Origin of the sequence: Streptomyces sp. NPDC001410 (genome assembly GCF_042895235.1) — a bacterium.
Taxonomy (GTDB): Bacteria; Actinomycetota; Actinomycetes; order Streptomycetales; family Streptomycetaceae; genus Streptomyces.
In genome coordinates this window covers 61,367-87,192 of sequence record NZ_JBIAWE010000027.1, presented here as the reverse complement: position 1 = coordinate 87,192, position 25,826 = coordinate 61,367, and the positions used below count along the sequence as shown (strand labels likewise).

Here is a 25,826-nt window from a genome sequence, read left to right as displayed (position 1 = left end):
CCGGACGGTCACCAGTAGAGGACCCAGCCGTCTGCATCGCGGATTCCATGCCCTTGCAGGGTGATGCGCCGGTCGTCGGGTTGCCGTTCGGGAATCGCTGCGATGCGGTGCAGGATCGGCGTGAGCTGTACGGCCATCCTGCCGACCCGGTATTCGTGCCGCCGGGCCGGCCTCGTCGTCTCGATCGTCTCGGACGTCTGGCCGAGTCGCTCCAGCCGGAGCATGTCCGCCTCGGTGATGTCCCAGACATCCAGGGCTCCACCGCGGCGCGGCAGGGCAAGGGGCAGCGTGAACGACACGGCCTGCTCCACCGGAGCGATCGGGAACGGCCAGCGCAGCCACCGGTGTTGAAGGTCGAAGTGCTGACTCGGCCTGGGGGTGGTGGCGATGCCCTCTCCCTCGAACACGTGGAAGCCGGGCAGCGCCACCCTCTCGTCGTACCGGGTCGGTGTCTTCAGCAGCTCGGCGAGCGACTCGGCGACCCGGTCGAGGAGGTCGCCGAAGTGCTCACGTATCAGGTGGTTGTGCCGGTCGAGCCGGCCGAAGTACGTGTTCTCCGGAGACTCGGAGGCCAGGACGTCGAGGTAGGTCGCCAGACCGAACGTGGCGCAACCGATGCCCCGGGTCAGCCAGTTCGGTCGCAGCACCTCCAGGCGGTCGCTCACCTCGGCGCACCCCCGTTCGTCCAGGACGTCGACGTCGACCACGAGCGATTCCACCGGCAGCGGATCCATGCGTCTCCTTGGTCAGTTGGTGCCGTCCGGTAGCGCCGCGAAGGCTTCGGCGGTCCCGAGGGCCAGTACGGCCGCCTCGCGCACTCTCTCGTCCGGGTCTTCGTCGGCGCGTTCGCGCAGGAAGCAGGTGGTGGCGGACAGCCGCGGCCAGCCGAAGGCCAGCACGCGGAGTGCGGTGACGCGAACCCCTGCGGCGGGGTCGCTGAGGGCCACGGACCGGATGGTCTCGTGGGTGTCCGGCTCCGCATCCCGCAGCCAGGCGCACCAGTTCAGGGCGTTGCGCCTGTTGGTGGCCGAGGGATCGGCGGTCATACGGTCCCGGATCAGCCGCTGGACGTCCTCGCGTTCGGGCCAGTAGCGGGCCAGGAGTTGCAGGGCCAGCCAGCGTGGTTCCCGGTTCGGGTCGGTCACGGCCTGGAACAGCAGGTTGCGCACACTCTCGTGGCCGTTCCAGAACTCCGCCAGCAGCCAGAGCGCCTCTGCCCGCGGTTCCGGGTGCGGATCGGCGACCGCTTGCCGGAACAGCAGGTCACGTACGGCCTCGCGATCTCCCCCTCGGCGGGCCAGGAACTGCATCGCCCCGCGTCGGACATCCGGACAGGGGTCGGCGACCACCCGCCGCAGGAGCAGTTCCCAGGTCTCCTCCTCGTCCCGCCAGCGCCAGATGAGCCCTTCCAGCGCCTCGGCCCGGGGGACCGGGTCCGGGTCGGCGAGCGCCCGCCGGAAGAACACCTCCCGGACTCCCTCGTGCTCCGTCCCACGCCAGGCCAGTACTTCGAGTGCGGCCCGCCGGACTTCGGGGTGAGGGTCGGCGACCGCCTGCCGGAGCGCCAGTTCGATGACATCACCGACGTCCTTCCAGTTGCGAGCGAGGCTGATCAGCGCCTCTGCCCGAGGGGCCGCGTCCGGGTCGGCCACGGCCCGCTCCATGAGCAGCAGCCGTACGGGCTGGCGGGTCGCGCGGTGCGTGGCCAGCAGTCGCAGGGCTTCCTGCCGGGGTGCGGGGTCCGGGTCGGTGACGGCACGGTCGGTGATGATCTCCCAGCTGTCCTCGCGGTCCGGCCAGTGGCGCAGCAGGAGCTGAAGCGTCAGCCGGCGGGCAGCCGGGTCGGGGTCGGCGCAGGCCCGCCGGACGACCAGCTCATGGGTGTCCTCGCGGTCCGGCCATCGTGCCGCCACGGACTCCAGTGCTTGTCTGCGCGGCTCCGGGTCCGGGTCGGACACGGCGCGTTCGAACAGCAGCGGGCGCACGTCCGCGTCGTTGCGCCAGTACCGGGCGAGGTTCCCCATCGCGCCCCTGCGGGACTCCGCGTACGGCGCGTCGACCTCTCCCAGCACCAGGTCCCAGGCAGGGCGGAGGTCGGGCCACCGTTCGACCACCAGGCGCAGAAACTCCGTACGGCTCGCGGGATCAGGGGTGTGCTCCGCCAGCAGGAGCAGGCCCTCGGGGGCGGAGTGCACTCCGCAGACGATCGCCGAAGCGATGCGGTGCTCCGCCTGGAACTGGCCGCGCAGCAGATACCACCGCAGGTAACGCTCCCGCCCGGGCCACTCGGGGCCGAAAACCGAGAGGGCGGGAAGGGTGCTCTCCAGCGCGTTCAGCGCCGTCCAGCCCAAGTGGCGTTCCAGCGAGTCGGTCAGGGCGTCCACCACCGCGGTGCTCTGGACCTCGATGAGGTCGATCCGGTCGACCTCCGCCAGCGCCCGTACGGCGAGGGCGAGCATGTCGTGCCGGCCCACCCGGACTTCCTGGGCGTGCAGTCGCAGGAGTGCGTCGACGACGCGTCCGGCGTCGCGCTCCCCCAGCATTCCGACGAGGAGCAGCAGCACCTCGTGCCAGGCGGGGTCCTTCACCCGGGCCTCGAACACCTCCCGGATCAGTTCCTCTTCCCCCCACTCACGGTCCCGCTGGTAGCGGCGGGCGATGTCGTCTGCCGCGAGGTACTCCAGGAAGGCACGGTGGACGAAGCCGTACACCTCGTCGCCGAAGCGGCTGAGAATGAAGTTCCGCTCCCGGAACTGCCGGATCATCTCCCTCGCCGCAGTGACCGCGGTCTGCTTCGGCAGGCGGTAGCGCTCCTCCAGGTAACCGGTGAACACCGCCTCCAGATCCTCGCCGTGGATGTGGTTGCCGGCGATGCCGCCCTCGCCCTCCTGCATCCGCCGGGCCAACAGACGCAGGAGAGCCCTGCGGTCCACGTCGTTGATGTACGGCATCTCGGCGTGCCCCGGGTGCGGCAGGTGTTTGGCCTCCTGGTCCCAGCGGGCGACCAGGATGTCCACGGCGTGCCCGTACACGCCCTGCCGGTCGCGGGGCAGCGCCCGCCGCCGGCCGATGATCGACAGAATGGTGAGCAGCAGCGGGTTGCCGGCGAGGTCCCGTACGGGCCGGGAGGACTCCACCGCGACGGTCATCCGCTTTCCGAGACGGCGCGCCGTGGCCGGGTCGCCCGGGCAGACGGCGCGGTACCAGTGGCGCGTGAACTCCTTGATCTGGTCCATGGTCAGGTCCTGGATCATGTAGTGCCGGAAGCCGGCCGTGTCCAGGGTCGCCCGCTGGTAGCCGATGACCCTGGACGTCACCACGATGCGCACGCCCGGGTACCGCTCGGCGAAGGCGGCGATCCGCCGCCCCGTCTCGGCCCGCACTCCCGGCTCGAACAACTCGTCCAGACCGTCGAAGACCACGAGCATCCGACCCGCATGCAGCAACGTCTCCAGGACACCACGCGGAACCGACATCAGCTCCAAGGTGCTCAGGTGGTGCAGGTAGTCCTCGAAGGACCGGTCGTGCCACCGTTCGTCGGCGTATCTGCGCAGTTCCACCACCACCGGCACGCGGCCGGCCAGTGTGGCCAGTTGCTCCGGCACGGGCCCGCAGGCGAGCGTCAGCGCCAGGTAGCGGGCGAGCGTGGACTTCCCGGCCCCGGGATCGCCCAGCAGCACCACACGCGGCTGCTGTGGATCGGTCAGCACCTCCAGTGCCTCGACCGGGGGCCGGTCCCGGTAGGCCAGACGCGCCCGCTCCAACGACTCCTCGTCGAGGCCCGGCGGGAACTCGCCCCACGGCAGTTCCTCGGCACGGCCTTCCAGTCGCTGCCGTAGTTCCCTGGGCAGTTCGACGGGCGGCGGGTCCGCGCGCAACTCCGGAGGGACGAACACCGATTGCAGCTCCACCGCCGGGTGCTCCCCCACCTCGGAGGGGATCAGCACCTCCAGGTCCAGCCGGCCGTGGGACGCGCGGACGCGGGCCGCGTACCGAGCCAGCTCGCGCTGGATCTCGTCCTCGTCGGGCGGCGGCTCGGGGTGGGGGCCGTAGTAGTTGGTGACGCTGCTCCCCTGGCCCAGCGCGCTGCCGCTGACGTCCCTTCCGACGCCGATGGCGCGGGCGCCGTCTGCCGTCACCCGCGGGGAAGTCCCGGCGGCCGGCACGGGTGGCGGCATCACACCGGCCGGCGGGTCGGCGGCGCCACCGCCCGGTCCGCGTCGGCGGCGCCGTAACCAGTCGAACGGGATCACCGGCCGTCGACCTCGCTCCCCTCGCCGAGGGCACTGCCGGTGACGTCGCCACCCGCCGCGAACGCCCTGCCGCCCTCGGCCACGACGGGGCCGGCGGCGGCTGCTCCGGCCGCCGGTGCGGCGGACCGGCCCCTGACCCTGCTGTTCGCCGCGACCGCGCTGTTGCCGACGCTCCCGCCCACGCTGATGGCGCCGTCTCCGCTCGCCCGGACAGCCGCCGGATCCGCACGCCGGAGCGCGAGCACGGAGAGCGCCAGCCCGACCAGCCCGGTCGCCGCCCCGGCCAGACTCGCCATCCGGTCGGCGGTGTCGAGGTCGACCAGCACCGCGACCAGCACGAGCCCCGGCACACACAGGGCGCAGAGCACCGCCACCGCCGCCGCGATCCTGGCCCCTCCTGATGCTGCCGCCATGGTCCGGCACCCCTCTCCCCCGAGGCCGGGCAAGCCCCCACGCCCGCCCCGACCAGGATCGCCGTAATGCCCGCAATGTGTCGAGAGAAACGGAGCGCAAAATATGCCCAACCAACCGCCTGTGCGCCCATTGTGACGCCCCGTCGCCCGATGTAATCTCGCTGCGGGTTCCGGGTTCGTCACCTGGGGGGGACGATGAAGGTCGGCCTGGTTCTGCCGCTCGCCGAGTATCCGTGGCGACAGCCGTCCTACGGGGAGATCAGGGCGCTCGCCCTCCAGGCCGAGGACTCCGGCTTCGACTCGGTCTGGGTCTTCGACCACCTGCTGTTCCGCGACGCCCAGGGACCGAGCGAGGGCATCTGGGAGTCCTGGACGGTGCTGTCGGCCCTGGCCGAGGCAACAGATCGCGTCGAACTCGGCACCCTCGTGCTGTGCACCGCCTTCCGCAACCCGGCGGTGCTGGCCAAGATGGCCGTGACCCTCGACGAAGTCAGCCGCGGCCGACTCGTCCTCGGCCTCGGATGCGGATGGCACGCCCCGGAGTTCGAGGCTTTCGGCATCCCCTTCGACCACCGGGTCGACCGCTTCGAGGAAGCGCTGCAGATCATCCTCGCGCTGCTGCGGACGGGCCGCACCGACTTCTCAGGACGCCATCACCGGGTGCATGACGGAGAGTTGCGCCCCCACGGTCCGCGCCCCGGTGGTCCACCCGTCCTGGTGGGGGCGCGCGGCCCCCGGATGACCGCGCTCGCGGCCCGGTACGCCGACCTGTGGAACGCCTGCTGGTTCGGCTCCCCTTCAAGCGCCGAGGAGTCCCTGGCCCGGGTGAGGGAGAGCTGCCGGCGGGAAGGACGCGATCCGGCGACGCTGGGCATCACGCTCGGCGTCAACGTCAGGGTGGAGGACGGCACTCGGCTCGACGCCGACGCAACGGCACCACCACCGACCGACATCCTCAGCGGCTCACCGCAGGACGTTGCGCATGGCCTCCTGACGTACGAGTCACTCGGCGTTGACCACTTGGTCCTCAACCTCAATCCGCACCACAGGGACACACAGCGGCAACTGGCCGCTGCGCTGCGGTTGTACCGCGCGGCGTCCCGTCCGACGACAGGAGTGCTGAGCACATGACCTGGACCATCGACGAGTCACGGGTGCGGCCGTTCCTCACGGCCGACGAGCGGCACGATGTCCCGGCGCTGCTGTGGAACGCCCCGCAACCGGGCCGGGCCTTCCCCGGGCAGCAGGACACCGAAGTGCCCGATGCCGGCCGCCCGCCGGAGGCCCGGAAGCGCTTCAAGGACCTCAAGGACGGCAAGGACCACAAGGACGGCAAGGACGGGAAGGAGGTGAAGGAAATGAAGGAGATGAAGGATGTCAAGGACACGAAGGACGGCAAGGACAGGAAGGACACGAAAGACAACAAGGACGGCAAGGATTTCAAGGACGGCAAGGACAGCTTCGACGGTGCGATGGCCCCGCCCGGTCCGGCCGCCGTCGTACGGCAGCCGCAGGAGCCGTCGGCCCCCGGCTCGGCGGGGATGCCGCAACGCTTCGCGATGGCCGCCGAGTTGCCGGGTGACGGTCCGGAGCAGGCCGCGGCGGCACTGCGGGCCTCGCGCATCAACCGCCTGCTGAGGAGGCGCGGTGTCGTCATCTGAGGCACCCGGCGGCGATCCCACCGGACTCGTCGTCGTCGCCGACCCCGAGGACCCCGTCGCGATCGAAGTACGCGACTTCGTACAGGACAGCGGCCGCGAGGCGACGATCCTCGACGTGTTCGACGCCGCGCAGCTGTTCACCGTCACCGTCGACGGCTCCAGCGCGGTGGTCGAGCCCGCGCTGCCGATGTTCCTCCGGCTGCCCGCCCCGCCCCTGCAACGGATCAGCTTCGACGCCGAGTTCCACTTCAGCGAATGCCTGGCCCACCTGTGGGCCGTCGCCGCCCTGACCCCTGCGCCCGTGATCAACCGCCCGGAGCCCGGCGGCCTGGGCACCCGCGTGTCCGCGTCCGCGGCACTCACCGAACTGCGGGCAGGTCTGGGCGACGGCTCACCGGAGATCTTCTCCTCCCGGCCCTGCGGGCCGCGCGGCGAACCCACGGACGGCCAGGGCGACCAGTGGTGGGTCCAGGACCTCGACTCCTGGACCACGCGCCCCTGGCACGAACTCTCGGACTCACTCGCCCCCTCGGCGGTCGGCTCCGGCCCCTATCGGGCGAGATGGTCGGACCCCGAACCCCTCTTCGAGAGTGTGGTCGTCCTCGGCGACCAGGCCTGGCGCAGCAGTCCCGTCGATCTGGACCACCTCGGTCTTCAGGAGCGCAGCACGGAGATGGTCGCCCGGCTCGGACTCCAACTCTCGTCCGTGGTCTGGCGGTTGTCGGACGACCTCGCCCAGGCACGGCCCATCGTGGTGGAACCGTTCCCCGACGTGGAGCAGTTGCGCATGGTGTGGCTCGGGCTCGGACCCCAACTCGTAAAGGTGCTGTTCCCATGATCTATGCGGTCGGCCTCGCCGCCGAGAGTACCTTCGCGCACTTCACCGCCGAGGCCGAGGAGCGAGGCGTACCGGTCCGGGTCGTCGACCTGCGGCAGGCCGTCGAGGCGGGCGACTGGCGCCTGGTCGTGGGCGGGGACCGCTCGGCCAGTCTCGGCGGCCGTGATCTCGACCCGGAGGCGTCCTACTACTGCCGGGTCGCCGATCTGGCGGCCCTTCAGCAGGACCGCGAGTCGGCGCAACGCTGGCGCTGGCTCACGACGGCGCTCGCGGCGTGGCTGGACCACATTCCCGGCCTGGTGGTCAACCGGCCCTCGATCCGCTCCGACAACGGGTCCAAGCCGCTGCACGAACGGTCGTTGTCCCAGGCCGGGTTCAGGGTGCCTGCGAGCATCACCAGTTCGTCGCCGCAGCGTCTGCAGGCCTTCGCCGCGGCCGGGCCGACCCTGGTCAAGGCGGTCTCCGGGGTACGGGCCACCAGCAGGCTGGTGAGCACGGCCGACCTGGACGGCTTTGAACCCGGGCAGGGCCCGGTGCACCTCCAGCGGTACGTCGCCGGCCGGGACGTCCGCGCCCATGTCGTCGGCGACCGGGTGCACGCCGAGGAGATCGTCTCCGGCTCGGTGGACTACCGGACCGACCGGGACGCGGAGTTCGCCCCCTGCGAACTGCCCGGACCGCTCGCCGGGCAGGTGGTCCGCCACACCGCTGATCTGGGCATGGCCTTCGCGGGCTGGGACTTCAAGGTCGCCGGTGACGGCACCTACTGGTGCCTGGAGGTCAACCCGATGCCCGCGTACGACTGGTACGACCGGCGGCTCGGCGGAGCCATCAGCGCGTCGCTCCTCGGGCTGCTGCAGGGGGTCCACCCGTGATCGACTCGCTGACCGTACTCACCGGGGCGAACAGCGCCGCACTGCGCGACACCGTGCACAGCCTGCGCCGGCACTGGACCTCTCGCGGCCCGGAACCGGCCGCCTTCTTCACCCTGGGCGCGCCGAGCTACCTCGACCTCGCACCGGACCCGGAGTCCGGCGTCTACCAGAAGCGGGCCGACATCTCACGGCCCGTGCTCCAGAACTCCTTCGGCTGGCTGTACGAGCGCCTGGCGGACGTCCTCGGCGAGCATCTCGGCGCCCCTGTCCACTACCCCGAGCACCTGGCACTACCGGGCTTCCATGTCTGGCTGTCCGCCGCGGTGTTCACCAAGCCGACCGCACCCCTGCACTTCGATCTGCAGTACCGGGCCTTCTCCTGGCCCCCCGGCACGGATCTGAAGCGGCAGATCTCCTTCACCCTGCCGGTCCGGCTGCCCGCGGCAGGCGGCGGCCTGAACCTCTGGGAGGTGAGTCACGACCAGTTCCGGCATGCGCTGGAGAAGGGCTGGATCGAGTCCGTGGCCGATCTCAGGCGCTTCCACGCCACGCGGTACATCCCTTACACCGTCGGCCGCATGGTGATCCACTCCGGCCACACACTGCACCAGGTCGCCCCCAGCCCCCGCGTCGAGCCCGACGACGAACGGCTCACCCTCCAGGGGCACGGCGTGTGGTGCGACGACCGGTGGCTGCTGTACTGGTGAGGCCAGTGCCGCTCGGAACGCCTTCTCGAACTCGTCGAGCCTCTCCACCCGATGGCCATCGGCCCGAAGGCCCCGGCCTTGCGGAAGTTCTGGCCCTCCTCCAGCTCCGCGTAATAGCCGAGCCAAGCCAGATGAGCCCCGGCGTCCGCGAGCAGCACGCCCTGCGGCGGCAGCATCCGGCCGATCGCCTGCGCGAGCTGTGCGGGGTGGATCTTCCCGCTCTTCAGCGTAGAACAGACCTGCCGCGTAGGCATCCGGTCTCGCGGCCGCCGCGAAATGCGAGCGGCGACCGGTTGCGCGAACATGGTCGAGTGGCTCGGCGGTGAGGAGACCCGTCGGCTGCCCCTCCTCAATCGGAGGCTCAGTGCCGCTCCACCCCCGCCGGAGGATGGAGGATCCCGTATGCGGTCTGCCTGCGGAGCTGCTCCCGGTCCTGGACGCCTGCGGGCAGCGTCCGCGGCGTGAAGCGCGGGCGGTAGCGCTGACCGGCGTAGGAAAGGCATGGCGCAACCATGGGCAGGACAGAGCAGTACGAGCGGTACGAGGGCGGCAGCGCGGAGGCCGAGCGGCTGGTCTTCGAGGAACTGGCCAAGGAACTGATGCGTGTCCAGGCCAGGATCAGGAAGGCCGGCGGGGCAGCGGCCTTCGCCAGAACCTTCCATGCGAAGCCGGTGCTCGGCGTGGAGCACGCCCGGCTGAGAATCCACGACCAGGTGCCACCGGAGCTGCAGACCGGCTTCGTCCGGCCCGGTGCCGAGTACCCGGTCACGGTCCGGCTGTCGAACGCCGGCGGCGCCCCGCAGGCAGACTCCCTGCCCGACATGCGCGGCGCAGCGCTCCGCGTCGAGGCCACCGACGGCACGCACGACCTTCTCATGACGAACTTTCCGGTGTCCCACGCGCGCAACGCCCGGGAGTTCGTGGCGTTCGCCAAGGCGATGGCGGGCGCCCGCACCCGCCTCCAGAAGGCGTTCGCGCTGTTCGTCAAGTTGCCCTTCGCCGTCGGCTGGTCCACCGCCGCCCGGATGCGCCGCAACGTGCGGGCCGGTGCGCGCGGCGGTGTGCGCAGCCTGGCTCTGGAGACGTACTGGAGCCGCGGCGCCATCCTGTGGGGCGAGGCCGGCCCGGTGCGCTACCAGATGCGCCCCGTGCGCGGCGCACCGGACGCGCCCACACCGCCCCGCGCCGACCCGGACCATCTGAGCCGGGAACTCGCGCAGCGCCTGGCCCGTGGCGACGTCGCCTTCGAGCTGCTCGTGCAGCGGTATGTCAACGAGGCGATCACCCCGGTCGAGGACGGCTCGGTGGAATGGCGTGAGGACGTCGCACCCGCGCTGCCCGTGGCCACGCTGACCATCCCCCGGCAGAACGTGGCCACCGCCGAGGCTCGTGCGGCCGCGCGCCGGATCGAGGAGCTGGCGTTCAACCCCTGGCACACCACGGAGGAGTTCCGACCGCTGGGCAATCTCAACCGTGCCCGCAAGGCCGCCTACCAGGCGAGCAGCGCGCAGCGGCTCGGCTACCGCTTCACCACCGACGAGCCCCGGCGCAACAGGGTGCTGAGCGCTCCGGTCGGCGCAGGCTTCCGCGTCCTCAACCGGTGGGTGCCCTGGTACCGGCTGCCGTTGCCGGCCGGCCTGCTCAACCTCGTCTTCCTGCGCAAGACGTTGCGTACGAAGAACCTCATCGACACAGAGCACCACGAGGCACCGCCGCGGCCCGTCCCGGTGTCGCCGCCGATCGACGAGTCGCTGCGGGTCGCCCGCAGTTACGACGGCACGTTCAACGACCTGTCCGCACCCGCGATGGGGGCCGTGGGCGCGGCCTTCGGCCGCAACATGCCGCCCGTGCTGCGCCCGGACCTGTTCGACGAACCCAGCCCGTACGAGGTCAGCAGGCTGCTGCTGCACCGCGACGTGTTCCTGCCCGCACGGTCCCTGAACCTGCTCGCCGCCGCGTGGATCCAGTTCCAGGTGCACGACTGGGTCAACCACAGCCGCTACCCGACGGGTACCTCCAGCGTGGAGGTACCCCTCCCGCCGGGCGTCGAGTGGCACAACACCCCGGGCGGTCCCGCGGAGCACATGATGCGCTTCGCCGAGAACGTGGCGATGCCCGGCGTCGGCGGTCCGGTCCACTTCGCCGACTCGGCCTCCCACTGGTGGGACGGCTCGGAGCTGTACGGCGGCGACGAGAAGGCCGCCCGCTCCCTGCGCGACGCCGACGGTGGCGCCGGCCTGCGCCTGGAGGACGGCCATCTGCCGCTCGGCCCGAACGGCATCCCGCTCACCGGGGTCCGCGAGAACTGGTGGCTGGGCCTCAGCCTGATGCACACCCTCTTCGCCAGGGAGCACAACGCGGTGTGCGCGGCGCTGCGGCGCGAGTATCCGCGTATGGAGGAGGAGCGCGTCTACCACACGGCGCGGCTCGTCGTGTCCGCGCTCATCGCCAAGATCCACACGGTGGAGTGGACACCGGCGATCCTCGCCACCGAGGCGATCGACATCGCGCTGAAGACCAACTGGCAGGGTCCGCCCGCGAAGTGGCTGGAGCGGCTGGGGCTGTGGCTGTTCGAGGCGCACTCGCTGACCGGCATCCCCCAGACCGTGCCCGACCACCACGGCGCGCCCTACTCCCTCACCGAGGACTTCGTCACCGTCTACCGCATGCATCCGCTGATCCCGGACGACTTCGAGATCTGCGACCACCGCTTCGGGCGGCGGCTGGACGTCCTCGGCTTCGACGACGTGCAGGGCGCCGCGGCCGAGCCTCTCATCCGCAAGACCGGGCTGCCCGACTCGCTGTACTCGTTCGGCATCGCCCATCCGGGCGCGATCACCCTGCACAACTTCCCGCGCGCGCTGCAGCACTTCGAGCGGGACGGCGAGATCATCGACCTGTCCGTCGTCGACCTGGTACGCAACCGCCGCCGTGGTGTACCCCGTTACAACGACTTCCGGGCCGGCCTGCACAAGGAGCCTGTCCGCCGCTTCGAGGACCTGACGGAAGAACCCGGGACGCTGGCGCGGCTGAAGGAGGTCTACCGGTCGGTCGACGAGATCGACACCATGGTCGGGCTGTTCGCCGAGAATCCGCCGACCGGATTCGGATTCAGCGACACGGCCTTCCGCATCTTCATCCTCATGGCGTCCCGGAGGCTGCAGAGCGACCGCTTCCTCACCGTGGACTACCGCCCCGAGCTGTACACACCGCTCGGCATGGACTGGATCGAGCGCAGTGGCATGACCGAGGTCATCCTGCGGCACTGCCCGGAGCTGGCGAGCTTCCTGCCCCGGGACGCGAGCGCGTTCGTACCGTGGCGGCCGGTGTTGGCACCGCCGAACGGTCACCGCACCACGGAGTCCTGAGTCAAACGGAGTCCTGAGTCAAAGGGTGTCCTGAGTCGCAGGGTGTTCCTGAGGCAAGGAGAGGACCATGACGGTGTCCACCCGGCATCGGGGGCTCGAAGCGCTGCTGGCGCGGCCGCTCCTGGAGACCATCTGGCGGCGGCGCACCCACCGGGTCAGCCGGGGAGCGGCCGTCCCCGCCGGCTCGATGAGCTATCGCTCGTCCGACGCCCCGCTCCCACTCGGCGAGCTGGAGGAGGCGGTGCTGATCGCCCTCACCGGCTGCACCGGCCTCACCATGCCGGACCGGCCGTTCGAGGATCCGCGCGACGGCAAGCCCATCATGGCCAAGCCGAACCTCAACATGCTCGGCCGGACGGCAGGCAGTCCCGACAACGCACAGGGCACCCACTTCTTCATGATCAACGACAGTGGCACCTACTATCTGCGCAAGCTGCCGCCGTCCCCGGACGCCACCTTCGAGCCCGGCGCGCTGGTCGAGCGGGCTCGGCAGGCCAAGGTGCGGGTCCTGGACCACCGACTGGACGTCGCCGAGGGCATGCGCGACTTCCCGGCCTACCTCGACTCCAACCGCGTGCTGTCCAACCTGCCGGGCAGCACCGTCTTCCTGCCGGTCGTCGACCTCTCGCACCAGTACATCAACGGCCTGATGTACCTGCTCACCCAGCCGGACGGGGCCCGGCCCACGCTCGTCGACGACCGCAACTTCTACCGCCCCGCCGGGGTGCGCAAGTGGGTGCGCAACGGCTTCCTGAACAAGGACCTCAAGCTTCCGCTGGGTGTGCTGGGCCCGCTGCGGACCCAGATCGAGGCCGAGCTGCTGCTGCAGAACCTCATGCTGACCGCGGACGCCATGGGGCTAGGCGCGTGGATCCATGCCTCGATCAACCCCCAGATCATGTTGGGCGACCCGAAGTTCTCGGCCCGGTACGGGCGGATGCTCGGCTTCGACTTCGTCACCCCCCGCTGGCGCCCGCTGGACCTCCCGCGCTGGCAGCTGCCTCTGCCCCGGTTCGCGACCGGGCGGTCCCATCCGGTCGGGCTCAGCATCGACGGCGAACCGCTGATCACAGCGGCCTGTCCCCCGTACCACCCGTCGATGTCGGAGGCCGTGGACGCGGTCGTCCAGGCGAAGTTCGGCCCGAAGGGCATCTACCACGACAAGGACCTCTTCACCGGCATCTACCGCAACGACTACGGGCAGCGCTACCTCGCCGAGGCCCGCGAGTACGACCAGCGGGTCATCGAGTGCGCCCGCGACGTGTGCGAGTACATCCACTCCACGCACGACCGGTTCCCCGCACACGTCGACGCCATTCAGGTGCCCGGCATCTGGCTCCAGACGCACCATCCCGAACTCGGTTACTACGAACGGTTCTTCCGGGACGGCCTGACCGAGGCGCACAGGGAGCACACGAGGCGGTGGGACACCTGACGGCTCCCACCCCAGCCGTCGGCCTCAGTCACCTGATCAGCGGCTCTGCGAGGAGAACGACTCGATCAGCCTCGACGTCGAAGCCGAGCACCGGATGGCCGTAGTCGCCCTCCGGATCCATCAGCACCGGCTTGCCCAACCGTCGCCCGATCTCCCGAAGGAAGCCGCAGAACACTCCAAGTCGCTCCTGGCCCTGCAACTCCCGCAGATCGACGTCGAAGTCGACTTCGTCGTCGGCATGAAAACGGAAGATCGCCAGCACATCGGCAGTCGGCCAGACCCGCAGCTCCGGGCACTCGGCATCCACCGGGCGGGACAGCACGCCCTGTGCCCGGGGCACCGGAAGCACCGTCTCTCCCTCGGAGTACTGGCACTTCCAGCCCCTCTCCGCAACAAGGTCGAGAACCGCCTGCCAGTCCTCCACCGAGGCATCCGGGACACGCACATCCGGCAGCGACCCCATCAAGTCCGGGTCGAAGAAACATTTCACGTCATCCCACAGCAGATCAGCCACGCCGCCATGCTGCCCGGCTCCCAGGCCCAACGCACCCCCATTTCCCTTGACCAAAGGCATAGGGACACCCTCCGCTAGGCTCGCGCCATGTCCGACAACGGTTCGGCACGTGTGGAGATCATTTATCGCCCGGGAGACCCACAGAGCCCGCAGCTGCGGCTGCGGGTAGGTCATGAAGTCTCGATCACTCTGTACGGGTCACCCGCCTACGGCTGGACCCCGGTCGAGGTCGTCCCCGGCCCCATGACACTGATCGAGACGGAAGCGGTCGCGGGAACCGCCCGGGCTGCTGTGCGGGCGACCGCTCCCGGGGAGGCGGAGTTGCGCTCGACGTCGTCATTCCACGGGGACCGGTTCGGTCCGCAGACCCGGCTGTGGCCACTGCTCGTGCACATTGATCCGTAGCGGGCGCAGCCGACCCTCGGCACGCAGGGAGGCCCCCGTGCCAATACAGGAGAAACCCTGTGTTTTTACTGTGAGTTGACTGTGCTTCGTAAATTCTCGGTTGCCTGGCTCGATACAGCCGCAACTTCTCTTGTTGTGTGTCATGTCCGGTGCAAGCATCCCGGATTGCGAACACGCGCTCTATCGGCGTGAACGTCCTTCTCTACCCCACAGACCGGATGATCTCCGGCTGCCCGAAAGGATGTTCCGTGTCCCGATCCAGACGCAGACGCGGCCGGATAGCCGCGCTCACCGCGATCCTGACCGCAGTCCCCGCCCTCTGGCTCGCCGCTCCAGCGGCCCAGGCCGACCCCGCACCCCACATCCCCGCGGCCCACCGTTCGGCCGACACCGGCCCCGCCGTCCGGCACGACACCTCTCCGACTCTGCGCTCCATGGCCGCCCACGCGCACCACCGCCACCACGGCAAGAAGGAGCAGGACGACGATCCCGGCGAGGAGCGGCTGCCGCACCCGCCCGCCTCTCCCCTCCCCGACCCGGTCGTACAGTCCAGCCCCGGTGGCCCGTCCGTCCCCTCGACGGGCACGAACTTCGAGGGCATCGGCGCCGGCAACTACTCGATCACCGGTGTCCCGCCGGACCCGAACTCCGCTGTCGGCTCCACGCAGATCGTCGAGACGGTGAACACTGCCCACGCGGTGTACTCCAAGTCCGGGGCCACCGTGCTCGCGCCGACCGACACGAGCACCCTGTGGTCGGGGTTCGGCGGCTCGTGTCAGTCCACCAACGACGGTGACGCGGTGGTCCGCTGGGACACCATGGCCAACCGTTGGGCGGTGACGCAGTTCGCCAACGTCTCCTCGTCCGCCGGCCCGTACTACGAGTGCGTGGCCGTCTCCACCAGCGCCGACGCGACCGGCAGCTACTACCGCTACTCGTTCCAGTACGCCAACTTCCCCGACTACCCGAAGCTTTCGGTGTGGCCGGACGCGTACTACATCACGTACAACATGTTCACCGCCTCCGGCAGCTTCCTGAACGCCGAGGCATGCGCGCTCAATCGGTCCGCCATGCTGACCGGCGCGAGCGCCACCCAGCAGTGCTTCACCACCTCGTCTTCCTACGGTGGTCTGCTGGGCGCGGACCTGGACGGCTCAACCGCACCGCCGTCCGGGGCACCTGAGCTGATGGTGGGCCTGGGGACGACGAGTACGACACTGGCGTACTGGAAGTTCCACACCGACTGGACGACCCCTGCCAACTCGACGTTCACCGGCCCGACTTCGCTGACCGTGGCGTCATACACCACGGCCTGCGGCAGCTCGGGCACCTGCATCCCGCAGAGCGGGACCAGTACGCAGCTCGACTCGCTCTCGGACCGGTTGATGTTCCGGCTGGCCTACCGCAACTTCGGCGACCACGAGTCGCTGGTGGTCAATCACGCGGTCACGGCGGGCAGTTCGGTGGGGGTCCGGTGGTACGAGCTGCGGATGTCCGGTGGCAATCCGACCGTCTTCCAGCAGGGCACGTATGCGCCGGACTCCACCTACCGCTGGATGGGTTCGATCGCCGAGGACAAGGTCGGCAACATCGCGCTCGGCTACTCCCAGTCCTCCTCCGCGGTGCACCCGTCGATCCGGTACACCGGTCGGCTGGCCGGTGACACGCTCGGCTCGATGACGCAGGGTGAGGTCACGGCGATCACCGGCGGTGGATCGCAGACGAGCTACAGCCGCTGGGGTGACTACACCTCGATGTCCGTGGACCCGGTGGACGACTGCACGTTCTGGTACACGAGCGAGTACATTCCGTCCAACGGGAACTTCAACTGGCACACCAGGCTGGCCTCGTTCACTCTGCCCAACTGCGGTTCCTCGGCGACCAACGACTTCTCCATGTCGGTCAGCCCGGCCTCGTCCAGCGTGACGGCCGGCTCGTCGGCGACGACGACGGTCTCCACCGCGGTCACCTCCGGCGCGGCGCAGTCGGTGAACCTGTCGGCCTCGGGGCTGCCCAGTGGGGCGACCGCGAGCTTCACCCCGACCTCTGTCACCGCGGGCGGCTCGTCCGCGCTGACGGTGGCCACGTCCTCGTCGACGCCGGCCGGCACATACAACATCACCGTGACGGGCACCGGTTCCTCGGCCACGCACACGGCGACGTACACGCTCACCGTCAACGGCAGCGGCGGCGGTTCGATCACCAACGGCGACTTCGAGACGGGCACGCTGAGCGGCTGGACGTCCGCGGGGACGACCTCGGTGGTCAACTCCGGGGCGCACAGCGGCACCTACGCGGCTCGCGTCGGCGGCACCTCGCCGACCAACGGTGATTCGTCGATCGCCCAGACGTTCACCGCTCCGTCCGGGACCAGCACGCTGCGCTTCTACTACAACGTGACCTGCCCGGACACGGTCACCTACGACTGGGCCAGGGCCACGCTCAAGGACAACACCACGGGCACGACCACCACGGTGCTCGCCAAGACCTGTGTGTCGTCCTCCGGGTGGCTCCAGAAGTCCGCCTCGGTCACGGCGGGGCACGGCTACACGCTCACCCTGATCAGCCATGACGACAACTGGTCCGGTGACGCCACGTACACCCGCTACGACGACGTGACCCTCTCCTGATCCGTCGACGTCGTCCTCAGGGGTGGACCGCCGGCCCGGCGCCGGCGGTCCACTCCACCCGAACCCCACCAACGACAAGGGGTCTCCTCATGTCGCGTACCGCTGTCCGCAGATCCGTCGCGACCACCACCACCGTCCTCGTCTCGTTAGGCGGCCTCCTGCTCGCCTCGCACCCGGCGCTGGCCGACGTCAGCAACGGCGGCTTCGAGTCCGGCAGCCTGACCGGCTGGACCACCACCGGTACCACCTCCGTGGTCAGCTCCGGTGCCCACAGCGGCACCTACGCCGCCCGCGTCGGCGGGACGTCACCGACCAACGGTGACTCGTCGATCGCCCAGACCTTCACCGCGCCGACCGGCGCCAACCAGCTGTCGTTCTGGTACAGCGTCACCTGCCCGGACACCCTCACCTACGACTGGGCCACGGCCACGCTCACCGACACCACCGTCGGCACCACGACGACCGTGCTCGCCAAGACCTGCACCAACGGCCAGGGCTGGAAACAGGTCACGTCCTCGGTGACCGCAGGGCACAGCTACACCCTCAAACTCGTCAGCCATGACGACAACTACACCGGCGACGCCACCTACACCCTCTACGACGACGTCGCCTTCACCACCGCCGCACCGCCGCCCGGTCTGACCCAGGTCAGCACCGACCCGTTCACCAACGCCTCCAGCCAGCACGCCACCGAACTCGAACCCGACACCTTCGCGTACGGCAACACGATCGTCGCTTCCTCCCAGGTCGGCCGGTTCACCGACGGCGGAGCCTCCGACATCGGCTGGAACACCTCCACCGACGGCGGCACCACCTGGCAGCACGGCATGCTGCCGGGCATCACCACCTACCAGGGCGGCACCTGGGCCCGCGTGTCCGACCCAGCCGTGGCGTACGACGCCAAGCACAGCACCTGGATGGTCGCCGGGCTGGTCATCGACTCCAGCGTCAACGGCGCGGGCGTGACGGTCAGCCGCTCCACGAACGGCACGAGTTGGCAGAGCCCCGTCATGGCGGTCGGGAACGACGGCAAGGGCTACGACAAGGAATGGATCGTCTGCGACAACACGGCCACCAGCCCGTACTACGGCACCTGCTACATCGAGGTCGACGTGACCTCGTCCGGCAATCGCATCGTCATGAGCCGCTCCACCGACGGCGGCGCCACCTGGTCGAGCCCGGTCTCACCCTCGGGGAACCCCAGCGGGCTCGGCGGCCAGCCGCTGGTCCAGCCGAATGGCACGGTCGTGGTCCCCTACTCCGCCAACGGCTCCTCCGTCCGAGCCTTCAGCTCGGCCAACGGCGGCTCCAGCTGGTCCTCCAGCACGCTGATCGCCAACATCAGCAGCCACGCAGTGGCCGGCAACCTGCGCGACGGTGAGGGACTGCCGTCCGCCGAGATCGACGGATCCGGCACGATCTACGTCGCCTGGCAGGACTGCCGCTTCCGCTCCGGCTGCCCGGCCAACGACATCGTCTACGCCACCTCGGCCAACGGCACCAGCTGGTCGTCGGTGACGCGCGTCCCGATCGACGCCACCACCAGCGGCGTCGACCACTTCATCCCCGGCATCGGCATCGACCCCGCCACCTCCGGCGCCACGGCGAAGATCGGCCTCTACTACTACTTCTACCCGAGCGCCAACTGCTCGGCCTCCACTTGCCAGTTGGAGGTCGGCTACGTCTCCTCCGTCAACGGTGGCAGCACCTGGAGCACGCCGACCACTGTCGCCGGGCCCATGTCCCTGTCCCGGATCGCCGACTCCACGCAGGGCCGTATGGTCGGCGACTACCTGTCCACCTCCGTCGTCGGCGGTAGAGCGGTCTCCGTATTCGCCGTAGGCAGGACACCGACGAACGGGCAGGCCTTCGACGAGGCCCTCTACACCGCCGGCCCGCTCACCGTCACCGGCGGCAGCACGCCCTCCACGTCCCACGGCGCGGCAACCGTCGTCGCACCGCACAGGACCGCCGGATCGGTCCCCTTGCCGCTCCGGCGCTGATCTCTCCGCTGTCCGTTCGAGGTGCGTTCCGGTGTCCGCCGGAGCGCACTTCGGCCACGCGTTGCAGTGAGAACTTGGCCGCTATGCGCTGTTGCGGCCCCAAGGCATCGTGACTGCCGCCGTCCTTCGGGCCTGGTGATGCTCCAGTTCCCTTTCATAGGAAGGGAATTCGGACCTATTTCGGTTCCTTTCCGAAGGCTCTTGGTGGGCCGGTCACGGATCGCTAGGTTCGCTGCCGTGCGGCGGCAGTGCTCTGCCCAGCACGTGTGGGGTGAGTGGCGATCGATGTCGTCGTGCGTCCGATTCACCCATCATCAAGGGGGGATTTCAGCATGTCCGGTTCCATCCGCATGCCCCTGGCCGGGCCCAGACGTCGAAGACTGTCGGTCTGGGCGGTCGTGCTCCTGATCCTGTCGTTCGGGCTGGCGGGCATCGACTCCATGCCCGCGTCGGCCGCCCCGCACGGTCAGGGCCATGCCGCCCGGGCGGCGCACGGCGGCGGTGCTCGGGTGACGGCTGCCGTCTCCGACAAGCCGCGGCAGTACACGGCCGAGGAGCTCGCCCAGCTCAACTCCCGGCTGTACGACGAGGACAGCATGGACAAGGGCAAGGCGGGGCCCAAGCCCAGGCACGCCCCGCTCGGTACCGCGGTCGCCCAGCCGTCCTCGGTGCGGTCGTTCGCCACCACGGTGCGCGACAGCGCCATCCCGACGTCCGGGATATCGGGCGGCGCCTCCTACCTGTCGTCGACGCAGGAGCCGAGCACCGACGCCAACGGCTCCAACATCTTCCAGACCGGCAACTGGTACGCCACCCGCTCGATCGACAACGGCGCGACCTGGTCCTACCTCGACCCGTACACGTTGTTCGGGTCGGGGTTCTGCTGCGACCAGGTCACCCAGTACGACCCGGCGACCGGCAGGCAGTTCTGGCTGCTCCAGTTCAGCGACCATCTGGTGATCGCCAACGCCTCGGCCTCCGGATCGGGCGCGTACACCGGCTGGTGCTACTGGAACATCACCCCGAGCTGGATGGGTCTGGCGAACACCACCGCGCTGGACTTCAACGACATGTCCATCAGCAACAGCAACGTCAACATCTCCACCAACTTCTTCCCCAGCAGCGGGGGAAGCGGTGCCGGGCTGCTCCGACTGCCGAAGAGTCCGATGAGCACCTGCAGCGGCTTCGGCTACAGCTACCTGACCCGCACCGACAACCTCACCTTCAAGCTGGTGCCCGGCTCCACCGACACCCTCTACTGGGGCAGCAACTGGGGCCAGACCAACGGCAGCTCCTTCCGCGTGTTCGCGTGGCCGGAAAGCTCCGGGAACTACTCCTGGTGGGACCGCACCGTCCCCTCGTACGGCTTCTACACCCGCAACAGCGGCCAGAACTGCGCCAGCACCGACGGCGTGGTGACCAACTGGTGCCAGTACGCCGACTCCCGCGTCCTCGGCGCCTACCGGGCCGGCGGGCTCATCGGCTTCTCCTTCAACGCGAAGCAGGACGGCAGCCACCCGTTCCCCTACACCCGGTTCGTCTGGTTCAACGAATCCGACAAGAACCTCAACGGCTCCGGTGACCTGTGGGGCAGCTGGGGCGCCATCCAGTTCGCCTCGCTCGCACCCAACTCGCTCGGCAGGGTGGGCCTGGAGTTCGCCTGGGGCGGCGGCACCGGCGGCGCTCACTACTACCCCGGCAGCGGAATCAACTCCCAGCCCGCCAACGCCATCGACACCAATCCCAACTACTACCTGTGGGGTGCCGGCAACACCTGCACCTACGCCGGCCTGCCCCGCTGGGGCGACTACCTCACCGTCCGCACGTACAAGGCCGACCCGACCCGCTGGGTCGCCGCCGGCTATGCGATGAAGGGCGGGAACTGCGGCGCCACCGGGGCCTACCCCGAGCCGCACAACGTTCTGTTCTCCTAGCATCACTTACAGTGAGCAACCCGAGGGCCGGGCGGGGGGACCGCTCCCGCCCGCCCCCGGGCCATGCCGGCAGAGGAACCGACCAGCACCATGGGAAGTCCAACCCTCATGAAGAGCCACCTCCGGACCGCGCTCGCCGCCCTGGCGCTCGCCGCTGCGGTCTCGGCCGCCGGGTGCGGGGACTCCGAGGGGGCCGGATCGCCGGACGCGCCCGACTCCGGGATCAAGGGCCGCACGATGGTCGACGGCGGCTGCCCTGTGATCCGCGAGCACAGCCCCTGTCCCGGCCGGCCCCTGCGCGCCCGGCTGTCCATCACCAGCGGCGATCCCGAACGGACGGTCGCCGAGACCACCAGCGACGCCGACGGCCACTTCCATGTCTCGCTGCCGCCGGGCACCTACACCATCCGCCCCGCCAACCTCACCGGCGCCGTCGCCCCGATCGCCCAACCGATGTCCGTCACCGTCACCAGCGGGCGGTTCACCACGATCGTCATCCCCTTCGACTCGGGCATCCGCTGAGGCCTCCGCCACTCCTCGGGTGCCGACGGAACCGAACTGCGGCCGAGGACGTCGCAGTGACGTCCTGGGCACAAGGGAGTGGTCATGATGATGGAGAGCTGCAGACGAGGCCGAGGATCCTGGCCCTCGCTCTCGGCCGCACTGGTTGCCCTCTCCTGCCTCCTGACCGCCTGCGCAGGCAGCGGCGGCGGCTCCGAGGCGGACCCGCCACCGCCGCGTCCTTCCGCGAAGCCACCGACCACCGCCCCTTCCGCGAGCGGGCCCAGCACGCCGGGAACCCCCAGCTCGCCCTCCATGACAAGGCCGGCGGCACCACCGTCGTCTCCGTCGACACGAGCCCCGTCCCCGCATGGGGCAGCCTCCGCGTCCCCGGGGTGCGTCGCGGGCTCCGCCACCGTCACCCACGGCCCCGGCGACACCTCCGTCCGTACCCTGTGTGTGCGATCCGGTACGACGGTGAACGTGATCCTGGAGCCCCGGGCACAGGGTCCCTGGCCGCAGCCGCGCAGCAGTAACCCGATGCTCGCACTGGTGACCTCGACCTCCACGGACGGCAAGGGCGTCACCCGGGTCACGGTGCGGGCCGCGCGCACCGGCTCGGTGACCGTCATTTGGGGTCCGCAGAGCACGCCCCTTTTCACGCTCCGGCTGAGTGTGGCGGCGTATCCGGTGCAGTGAGCCGAACGTCAAGTCATTTGGGGCCATGAATGGTGACGTCGTCCACATGCACTGCATGCCGGGTCGACCATGCCGACGCCCCGCCTTCGCGTACGACGGTGAACGTGAGGTCGCGTTTGCCGGGCAGCATCTTGTCGCGCGGAATGGTCACCGAGCCGGCGGGGCTGTTGATCGGGAGATCCAGGCTGTACGAGGCCGAGCCGCCCAGACTCAGGCGCAGCTGGTACCCGTCGGATGCGGAGAAGTGCAGGCCGCTGATCGTATAGCCGACCGTCGCGGGGAGGGTGACGGTCCCGCCGGGACGCAGTGTGGTGATGTTGAGTTCGGGGGTGGTGGCGGGCCGTGACGGTTCGGCCGTGCTCGGTGTCCCGGGGGCCGGTGTGGTGTGCGTTGCCGACGGTGCCGTGTTCGTTGCCGACGTCGTGGGTGCCGTAGGGGTGGGGCTCGGTCTCGCGGAGGTTCCGCCACCGCCGTCTCCGGAGGAGCAGCCGGCGAGCAGGAGTGCGGCGGCAGCGAACGCGATCGCCGTGGGCAGGAGTTGACGGCGGGCAGACATCGGTTCCTCCTTGTCCGGCCCGCGTGCGGGACGCCGGACCACGGGTGGCGTTGTCGGTTCGACGTGGGGGCGGTGCCCGGCGTTCCCTGCCGGGCACCGCCCCCAGGCACTGGGGTGGGGATCAGACGCAGTTGTGCGTGTCGCTGGTGGCGGAGCCGACGACGACGTCGACGAGCCCTCCGGCGGCGGTGAGATGCACGGCGTTCACGGTCAGGCCGAAGTCCGCGCCGGGCACAGGCTTCTGCTCGTTGATGACGAGTTTGGCGCCGCCCCCGAGGTCGATGGTGCTGTTGGGGGCGGTGGGCACCGTGGTGGGCAGACCCGCGATGGTGAGGGTGAGGGTGGCGCTCCCGGTCGTCCTCTGGCAGGTGCTGGTGGAGGAGGCGGTCAGTGCGCTGATGCCGATGACCGGAAGGCCCGGGATGCCGATGGAGGCGTCCTTGACGGTGGTGGTGGCCTTGGACGTCCCCGGCGCAAGGGTCGTCACCACCTTCGGGCACAGTGCATGGGCCGTGATGATCAACGCGTCGACGGACGCGGTGCACGACGTGTCGCTGCTCGATGCCTGGGCCGTGCGAACGGCGCCGGTGTCCGGGGTCGGCTTCAGGTCGAGCCGGGTCAGGAGCAGGTCGACCTTGCCGGTGATCCCATAGGCGCGTCCGGTGTAGTACTCCAGCTTGAGTTGGGCGGTCGCGCTGGAGGGCAGGTAGTAGGGGTCACCGTCGAAAGAGGCCGTCATCGGGACGGTGGCGGCGTCGTTGAGCGGCTGGTTCGCCTTGTCGATGGTGCAGGACGCGTGTCCGGCGGAGTCCGTGGTGCCGGTGCAGGACTGCTGGGAGATACCCGTGCCGAGTGCGAAGGAGACCTTGCGTCCGGCGATCGGGGCCGTGTCGTCCTCGGTGAGGGCTCCGGACAGGTGCACCGGGGTTCCGTTCGCGATCTTGGCGGGGCCGGTGTAGGCGAGTGCGGTCTCCTCCTTGGTGATGGTGAACGCCACGGTGGTGCTGCTCGGGGCTGTGGTGGCGTTGCCCGCAAAGCTGACAGTGATCGTGGTCTGGCCGGGGACGTCCTGCGGAGTCAGCGAGCAGCTCGCGTTCCCGGACCCGTCGGTGGTGCCGGTGCAGCTCTGGCTGCCGAGGGTGAAGTCGACGTTCGCACCGGATACGGGGCTGCCGCCTGAGGTGAGTTGGGCGCCGGCGGTGAAGGCGTCGTGGTAGTCGGCGGTGGTGGGACCGGTGTAGGTCAGTTTGCTCGCGGTGGGCGGCTTGGCCGGCTGGACCCGGGCCGTGTACATGTCGAAGCTGTTGCCCGCGCCGTCCGGGTTGTCGCCGGTGCTGTTGGAGTTGTCCGCCCAGAACGGGTAGAAACTGCCGTCCTCGTACGCGAGTCCCGAGTAGTCGCCGTAGTCGATGCCGTTGTGCGCCTGGGAAGCGTTCGAGGTCCCGTCGCTCACCCGGTCGTTGGCGGCGAAGTCAGTGCCGTTGTCGCTGGTGGTGGCGTACAGCTGTGCGGTGTTGTTCGCCGAGCCGGCGTTGCGCGCGTCGTGCCAGGACAGCGCGATCTTGCCGGACGTCTGGTCCAGGGCGATCTTCGGCAGGAACTGGCTGTTGATCCCGCTGTCATCGTTGACCTGGACCGGTGAAGTCCAGTGTGCCCCGGAGTCGTCCGAGTACTTCACGAAGATGTTCGTATCCGCGCTGCCGTTGGAGGGGGCATCGGTGTAGAGGAAGTACAGCCGCCCGTTGTGCGCACCGCCGCTGCGGTCCCAGGCCAGCCCGGCTTCCGCGTCGACGGTGCGGCTGCTCTGCGCGGGGATCGGGTGGAACCCGCCGATGTGCAGATCCACGGCGGTGACCTCGGACTGGAATCCCCCGCCGCCCAGACCGTCCGGGTCGAGGGCCGTGTAGAGCTTGCTGGGCTTGTCATCGCCGTACGGCCGCTGGTACGTCACCATGACGGCGCCCGTGGGGCCTACGGCGATGTCCCCGAAGTCTCCCGTGCCCGCTCTCTGGGGATCGGAGAAGGCCCCGACGCCTGAGGCTCCGGCGCCGGTGACCTTGGCGCCGACCGCGGTGATCTCATCGGAGTGGCCGCCGTCGGTCCACACGGCCCAGACGCTGCCGGCCCCGGTGGTGATGGTGGGCTGGTCGGGCTTGTCACCGGCGGCGAGGTCGGCCAGCCGGGAGAAGGTCTTGCCGCCGTCCGTCGACAGGAGGACGTGTACGCCGCCGGCGTTCGTGTCGGCGTCCAGGTAGACCAGGAAGAGATTGCCGAAGGAGTCCCAGGACAGACCGGGATCACAACATGCCTTCGGCAGGCCGTCGTTGCCGTCGGCGATGGCCCGGTGCGTCCAGGTCGCGCCATGGTCCGTGCTGTACGCGGCGGTCATGCCGTCTCCGGCCCCGTCGCCGTTGTTGGACACGGCCGCCAGTCGGCTCGGGTCGGTCGGATCGACCGCGATGGATCCCTCGGCCTGGTTGCCCGCGCTGCGGGTGACATCGACGACCGTACCGACCGTCGCCGCTTGTGCGGGGGCGGCCAGCGCCGCCGACAGTCCCAGCCCGCCGACCAAGAGCAGCAGGCTGGTGGTCAGAGCCGTGCAGGCGTGCCTGATGGAGCCATGTCTTTTGCGCATGCGATCCCCTCCCCGTCGGCGGACCCACTCGCCACGTAATGGCATGATCGCGACAATCGAGTCGCGAAGTCCGAGGCTAGGGAGGCGAGATACCGTTACGGAAGGAGAGCAACAGTGAACGTCCTGTGCGGCCTTGCCCGTTAACGGAATCACTCGCATTCACTTCTGTGCGTGCTCCGTCGACGCGGGAGCAGGGGCAGGCACGGTCCGGCTCTGGCGGTACCGCGGCCGGTGCGATGGGGTATGCAGGGATCGCAAGGGAGTCCGTACGGCCTTGACCGACTCTCTGTCCGCCCGCCCCCACCGAGAAACACGCGACTGGCTGTCATGGCCGGGCCGGCCGAAGAGCCGACCAGTCGGCCCGCTGTTGGTGCTGACTGGTCGGTGACGCTGGACCCG

General features: G+C 69.7%; 19 protein-coding genes. 13 read left to right on the top strand and 6 right to left on the bottom strand.

Annotated elements, in window-relative coordinates; all coding sequences use genetic code 11:
- Window positions 1-8 precede the first annotated feature (8 nt).
- From ACFY3C_RS41745 to ACFY3C_RS41735, 3 genes are read right to left on the bottom strand one after another with little or no spacing between them, the layout of a single operon-like run.
- A complete protein-coding gene (locus ACFY3C_RS41745; RefSeq protein ID WP_390774592.1) occupies window positions 9-734 on the bottom strand; it encodes a hypothetical protein in 726 nt (241 codons plus the stop codon).
- Window positions 735-746: 12 nt separating this feature from the next.
- Window positions 747-4,253 (bottom strand): HEAT repeat domain-containing protein, encoded by a 3,507-nt coding sequence (locus ACFY3C_RS41740; protein ID WP_390774591.1) that lies wholly within the window; start codon window positions 4,251-4,253, stop codon window positions 747-749.
- Window positions 4,250-4,666: a hypothetical protein gene (locus ACFY3C_RS41735; RefSeq protein WP_390774590.1), complete on the bottom strand. Its 417-nt coding sequence runs from the start codon at window positions 4,664-4,666 to the stop codon at window positions 4,250-4,252. Before ACFY3C_RS41735 ends, ACFY3C_RS41740 begins: the two co-directional genes overlap by 4 nt.
- A 195-nt stretch (window positions 4,667-4,861) precedes the next feature.
- On the opposite strand from ACFY3C_RS41735, the gene ACFY3C_RS41730 reads away from it, so the two are divergent.
- The 7 genes from ACFY3C_RS41730 (at window position 4,862) to ACFY3C_RS41700 (ending at window position 13,550) form a co-directional block, all read left to right on the top strand.
- On the top strand, window positions 4,862-5,797 hold the full coding sequence (locus tag ACFY3C_RS41730) for an LLM class flavin-dependent oxidoreductase (protein ID WP_390774589.1): 936 nt from the start codon (window positions 4,862-4,864) through the stop codon (window positions 5,795-5,797).
- Complete coding sequence (locus ACFY3C_RS41725) at window positions 5,794-6,327, top strand: hypothetical protein (RefSeq protein ID WP_390774588.1); 534 nt, start codon at window positions 5,794-5,796, stop codon at window positions 6,325-6,327. Before ACFY3C_RS41730 ends, ACFY3C_RS41725 begins: the two co-directional genes overlap by 4 nt.
- Window positions 6,314-7,165, top strand: a complete 852-nt coding sequence (locus ACFY3C_RS41720) for a hypothetical protein (protein WP_390774587.1) — start codon at window positions 6,314-6,316, stop codon at window positions 7,163-7,165. The genes ACFY3C_RS41725 and ACFY3C_RS41720 overlap by 14 nt, the downstream gene beginning before the upstream one ends.
- Window positions 7,162-8,040 (top strand): RimK family alpha-L-glutamate ligase, encoded by an 879-nt coding sequence (locus ACFY3C_RS41715; protein WP_390774586.1) that lies wholly within the window; start codon window positions 7,162-7,164, stop codon window positions 8,038-8,040. Before ACFY3C_RS41720 ends, ACFY3C_RS41715 begins: the two co-directional genes overlap by 4 nt.
- Window positions 8,037-8,747 carry a hypothetical protein gene (locus ACFY3C_RS41710; protein ID WP_390774585.1) on the top strand — a complete coding sequence of 237 codons (711 nt, stop codon included), beginning with the start codon at window positions 8,037-8,039 and terminating at the stop codon, window positions 8,745-8,747. The genes ACFY3C_RS41715 and ACFY3C_RS41710 overlap by 4 nt, the downstream gene beginning before the upstream one ends.
- A 512-nt stretch (window positions 8,748-9,259) precedes the next feature.
- Window positions 9,260-12,115 (top strand): peroxidase family protein, encoded by a 2,856-nt coding sequence (locus ACFY3C_RS41705; protein WP_390774584.1) that lies wholly within the window; start codon window positions 9,260-9,262, stop codon window positions 12,113-12,115.
- 67 nt (window positions 12,116-12,182) lie between these two features.
- Window positions 12,183-13,550, top strand: coding sequence for a hypothetical protein (locus tag ACFY3C_RS41700; protein ID WP_390774583.1), 1,368 nt, complete (start codon window positions 12,183-12,185; stop codon window positions 13,548-13,550).
- Window positions 13,551-13,578: 28 nt separating this feature from the next.
- Here the strand turns inward: ACFY3C_RS41700 and ACFY3C_RS41695 are convergent, their stop codons facing one another.
- Window positions 13,579-14,064 (bottom strand): hypothetical protein, encoded by a 486-nt coding sequence (locus ACFY3C_RS41695; RefSeq protein WP_390774582.1) that lies wholly within the window; start codon window positions 14,062-14,064, stop codon window positions 13,579-13,581.
- An 87-nt stretch (window positions 14,065-14,151) separates the two neighbouring features.
- On the opposite strand from ACFY3C_RS41695, the gene ACFY3C_RS41690 reads away from it, so the two are divergent.
- From ACFY3C_RS41690 to ACFY3C_RS41665, 6 genes are all read left to right on the top strand, one after another.
- The gene (locus tag ACFY3C_RS41690) at window positions 14,152-14,469 is read left to right on the top strand and encodes a hypothetical protein (RefSeq protein WP_390774581.1); all 318 of its coding nucleotides are present in this window, start codon (window positions 14,152-14,154) and stop codon (window positions 14,467-14,469) included.
- A 248-nt stretch (window positions 14,470-14,717) separates the two neighbouring features.
- Complete coding sequence (locus tag ACFY3C_RS41685) at window positions 14,718-17,099, top strand: hypothetical protein (protein WP_390774580.1); 2,382 nt, start codon at window positions 14,718-14,720, stop codon at window positions 17,097-17,099.
- Window positions 17,100-17,188: 89 nt separating this feature from the next.
- Window positions 17,189-19,102: a sialidase family protein gene (locus tag ACFY3C_RS41680; RefSeq protein ID WP_390774579.1), complete on the top strand. Its 1,914-nt coding sequence runs from the start codon at window positions 17,189-17,191 to the stop codon at window positions 19,100-19,102.
- Window positions 19,103-19,434: 332 nt separating this feature from the next.
- Window positions 19,435-21,036, top strand: coding sequence for a hypothetical protein (locus tag ACFY3C_RS41675; RefSeq protein ID WP_390774578.1), 1,602 nt, complete (start codon window positions 19,435-19,437; stop codon window positions 21,034-21,036).
- A 108-nt stretch (window positions 21,037-21,144) separates the two neighbouring features.
- Window positions 21,145-21,558, top strand: coding sequence for a hypothetical protein (locus ACFY3C_RS41670; RefSeq protein ID WP_390774577.1), 414 nt, complete (start codon window positions 21,145-21,147; stop codon window positions 21,556-21,558).
- Window positions 21,559-22,014: 456 nt separating this feature from the next.
- Window positions 22,015-22,236, top strand: a complete 222-nt coding sequence (locus tag ACFY3C_RS41665; RefSeq protein WP_390774576.1) for a hypothetical protein — start codon at window positions 22,015-22,017, stop codon at window positions 22,234-22,236.
- Between the two features lie 13 nt (window positions 22,237-22,249).
- On the opposite strand, the gene ACFY3C_RS41660 is transcribed toward ACFY3C_RS41665, so the two are convergent.
- The gene (locus ACFY3C_RS41660; RefSeq protein WP_390774575.1) at window positions 22,250-22,792 is read right to left on the bottom strand and encodes a hypothetical protein; all 543 of its coding nucleotides are present in this window, start codon (window positions 22,790-22,792) and stop codon (window positions 22,250-22,252) included.
- A 121-nt stretch (window positions 22,793-22,913) separates the two neighbouring features.
- On the bottom strand, window positions 22,914-25,427 hold the full coding sequence (locus ACFY3C_RS41655) for a choice-of-anchor P family protein (RefSeq protein WP_390774574.1): 2,514 nt from the start codon (window positions 25,425-25,427) through the stop codon (window positions 22,914-22,916).
- Window positions 25,428-25,826: the final 399 nt, after the last annotated feature.

Bases quoted from the DNA above. Each gene is read 5' to 3' on its own strand.
- ACFY3C_RS41680 (WP_390774579.1), top strand. From the start codon at position 17,189: ATGTCGCGTACCGCTGTCCGCAGATCCGTCGCGACCACCACCACCGTC.
- ACFY3C_RS41735 (WP_390774590.1), bottom strand. From the start codon at position 4,666: ATGGCGGCAGCATCAGGAGGGGCCAGGATCGCGGCGGCGGTGGCGGTG.
- ACFY3C_RS41660 (WP_390774575.1), bottom strand. From the start codon at position 22,792: ATGTCTGCCCGCCGTCAACTCCTGCCCACGGCGATCGCGTTCGCTGCC.
- ACFY3C_RS41725 (WP_390774588.1), top strand. From the start codon at position 5,794: ATGACCTGGACCATCGACGAGTCACGGGTGCGGCCGTTCCTCACGGCC.
- ACFY3C_RS41670 (WP_390774577.1), top strand. From the start codon at position 21,145: ATGAAGAGCCACCTCCGGACCGCGCTCGCCGCCCTGGCGCTCGCCGCT.
- ACFY3C_RS41715 (WP_390774586.1), top strand. From the start codon at position 7,162: ATGATCTATGCGGTCGGCCTCGCCGCCGAGAGTACCTTCGCGCACTTC.
- ACFY3C_RS41690 (WP_390774581.1), top strand. From the start codon at position 14,152: ATGTCCGACAACGGTTCGGCACGTGTGGAGATCATTTATCGCCCGGGA.
- ACFY3C_RS41675 (WP_390774578.1), top strand. From the start codon at position 19,435: ATGTCCGGTTCCATCCGCATGCCCCTGGCCGGGCCCAGACGTCGAAGA.
- ACFY3C_RS41745 (WP_390774592.1), bottom strand. From the start codon at position 734: ATGGATCCGCTGCCGGTGGAATCGCTCGTGGTCGACGTCGACGTCCTG.
- ACFY3C_RS41655 (WP_390774574.1), bottom strand. From the start codon at position 25,427: ATGCGCAAAAGACATGGCTCCATCAGGCACGCCTGCACGGCTCTGACC.
- ACFY3C_RS41700 (WP_390774583.1), top strand. From the start codon at position 12,183: ATGACGGTGTCCACCCGGCATCGGGGGCTCGAAGCGCTGCTGGCGCGG.
- ACFY3C_RS41730 (WP_390774589.1), top strand. From the start codon at position 4,862: ATGAAGGTCGGCCTGGTTCTGCCGCTCGCCGAGTATCCGTGGCGACAG.
- ACFY3C_RS41705 (WP_390774584.1), top strand. From the start codon at position 9,260: ATGGGCAGGACAGAGCAGTACGAGCGGTACGAGGGCGGCAGCGCGGAG.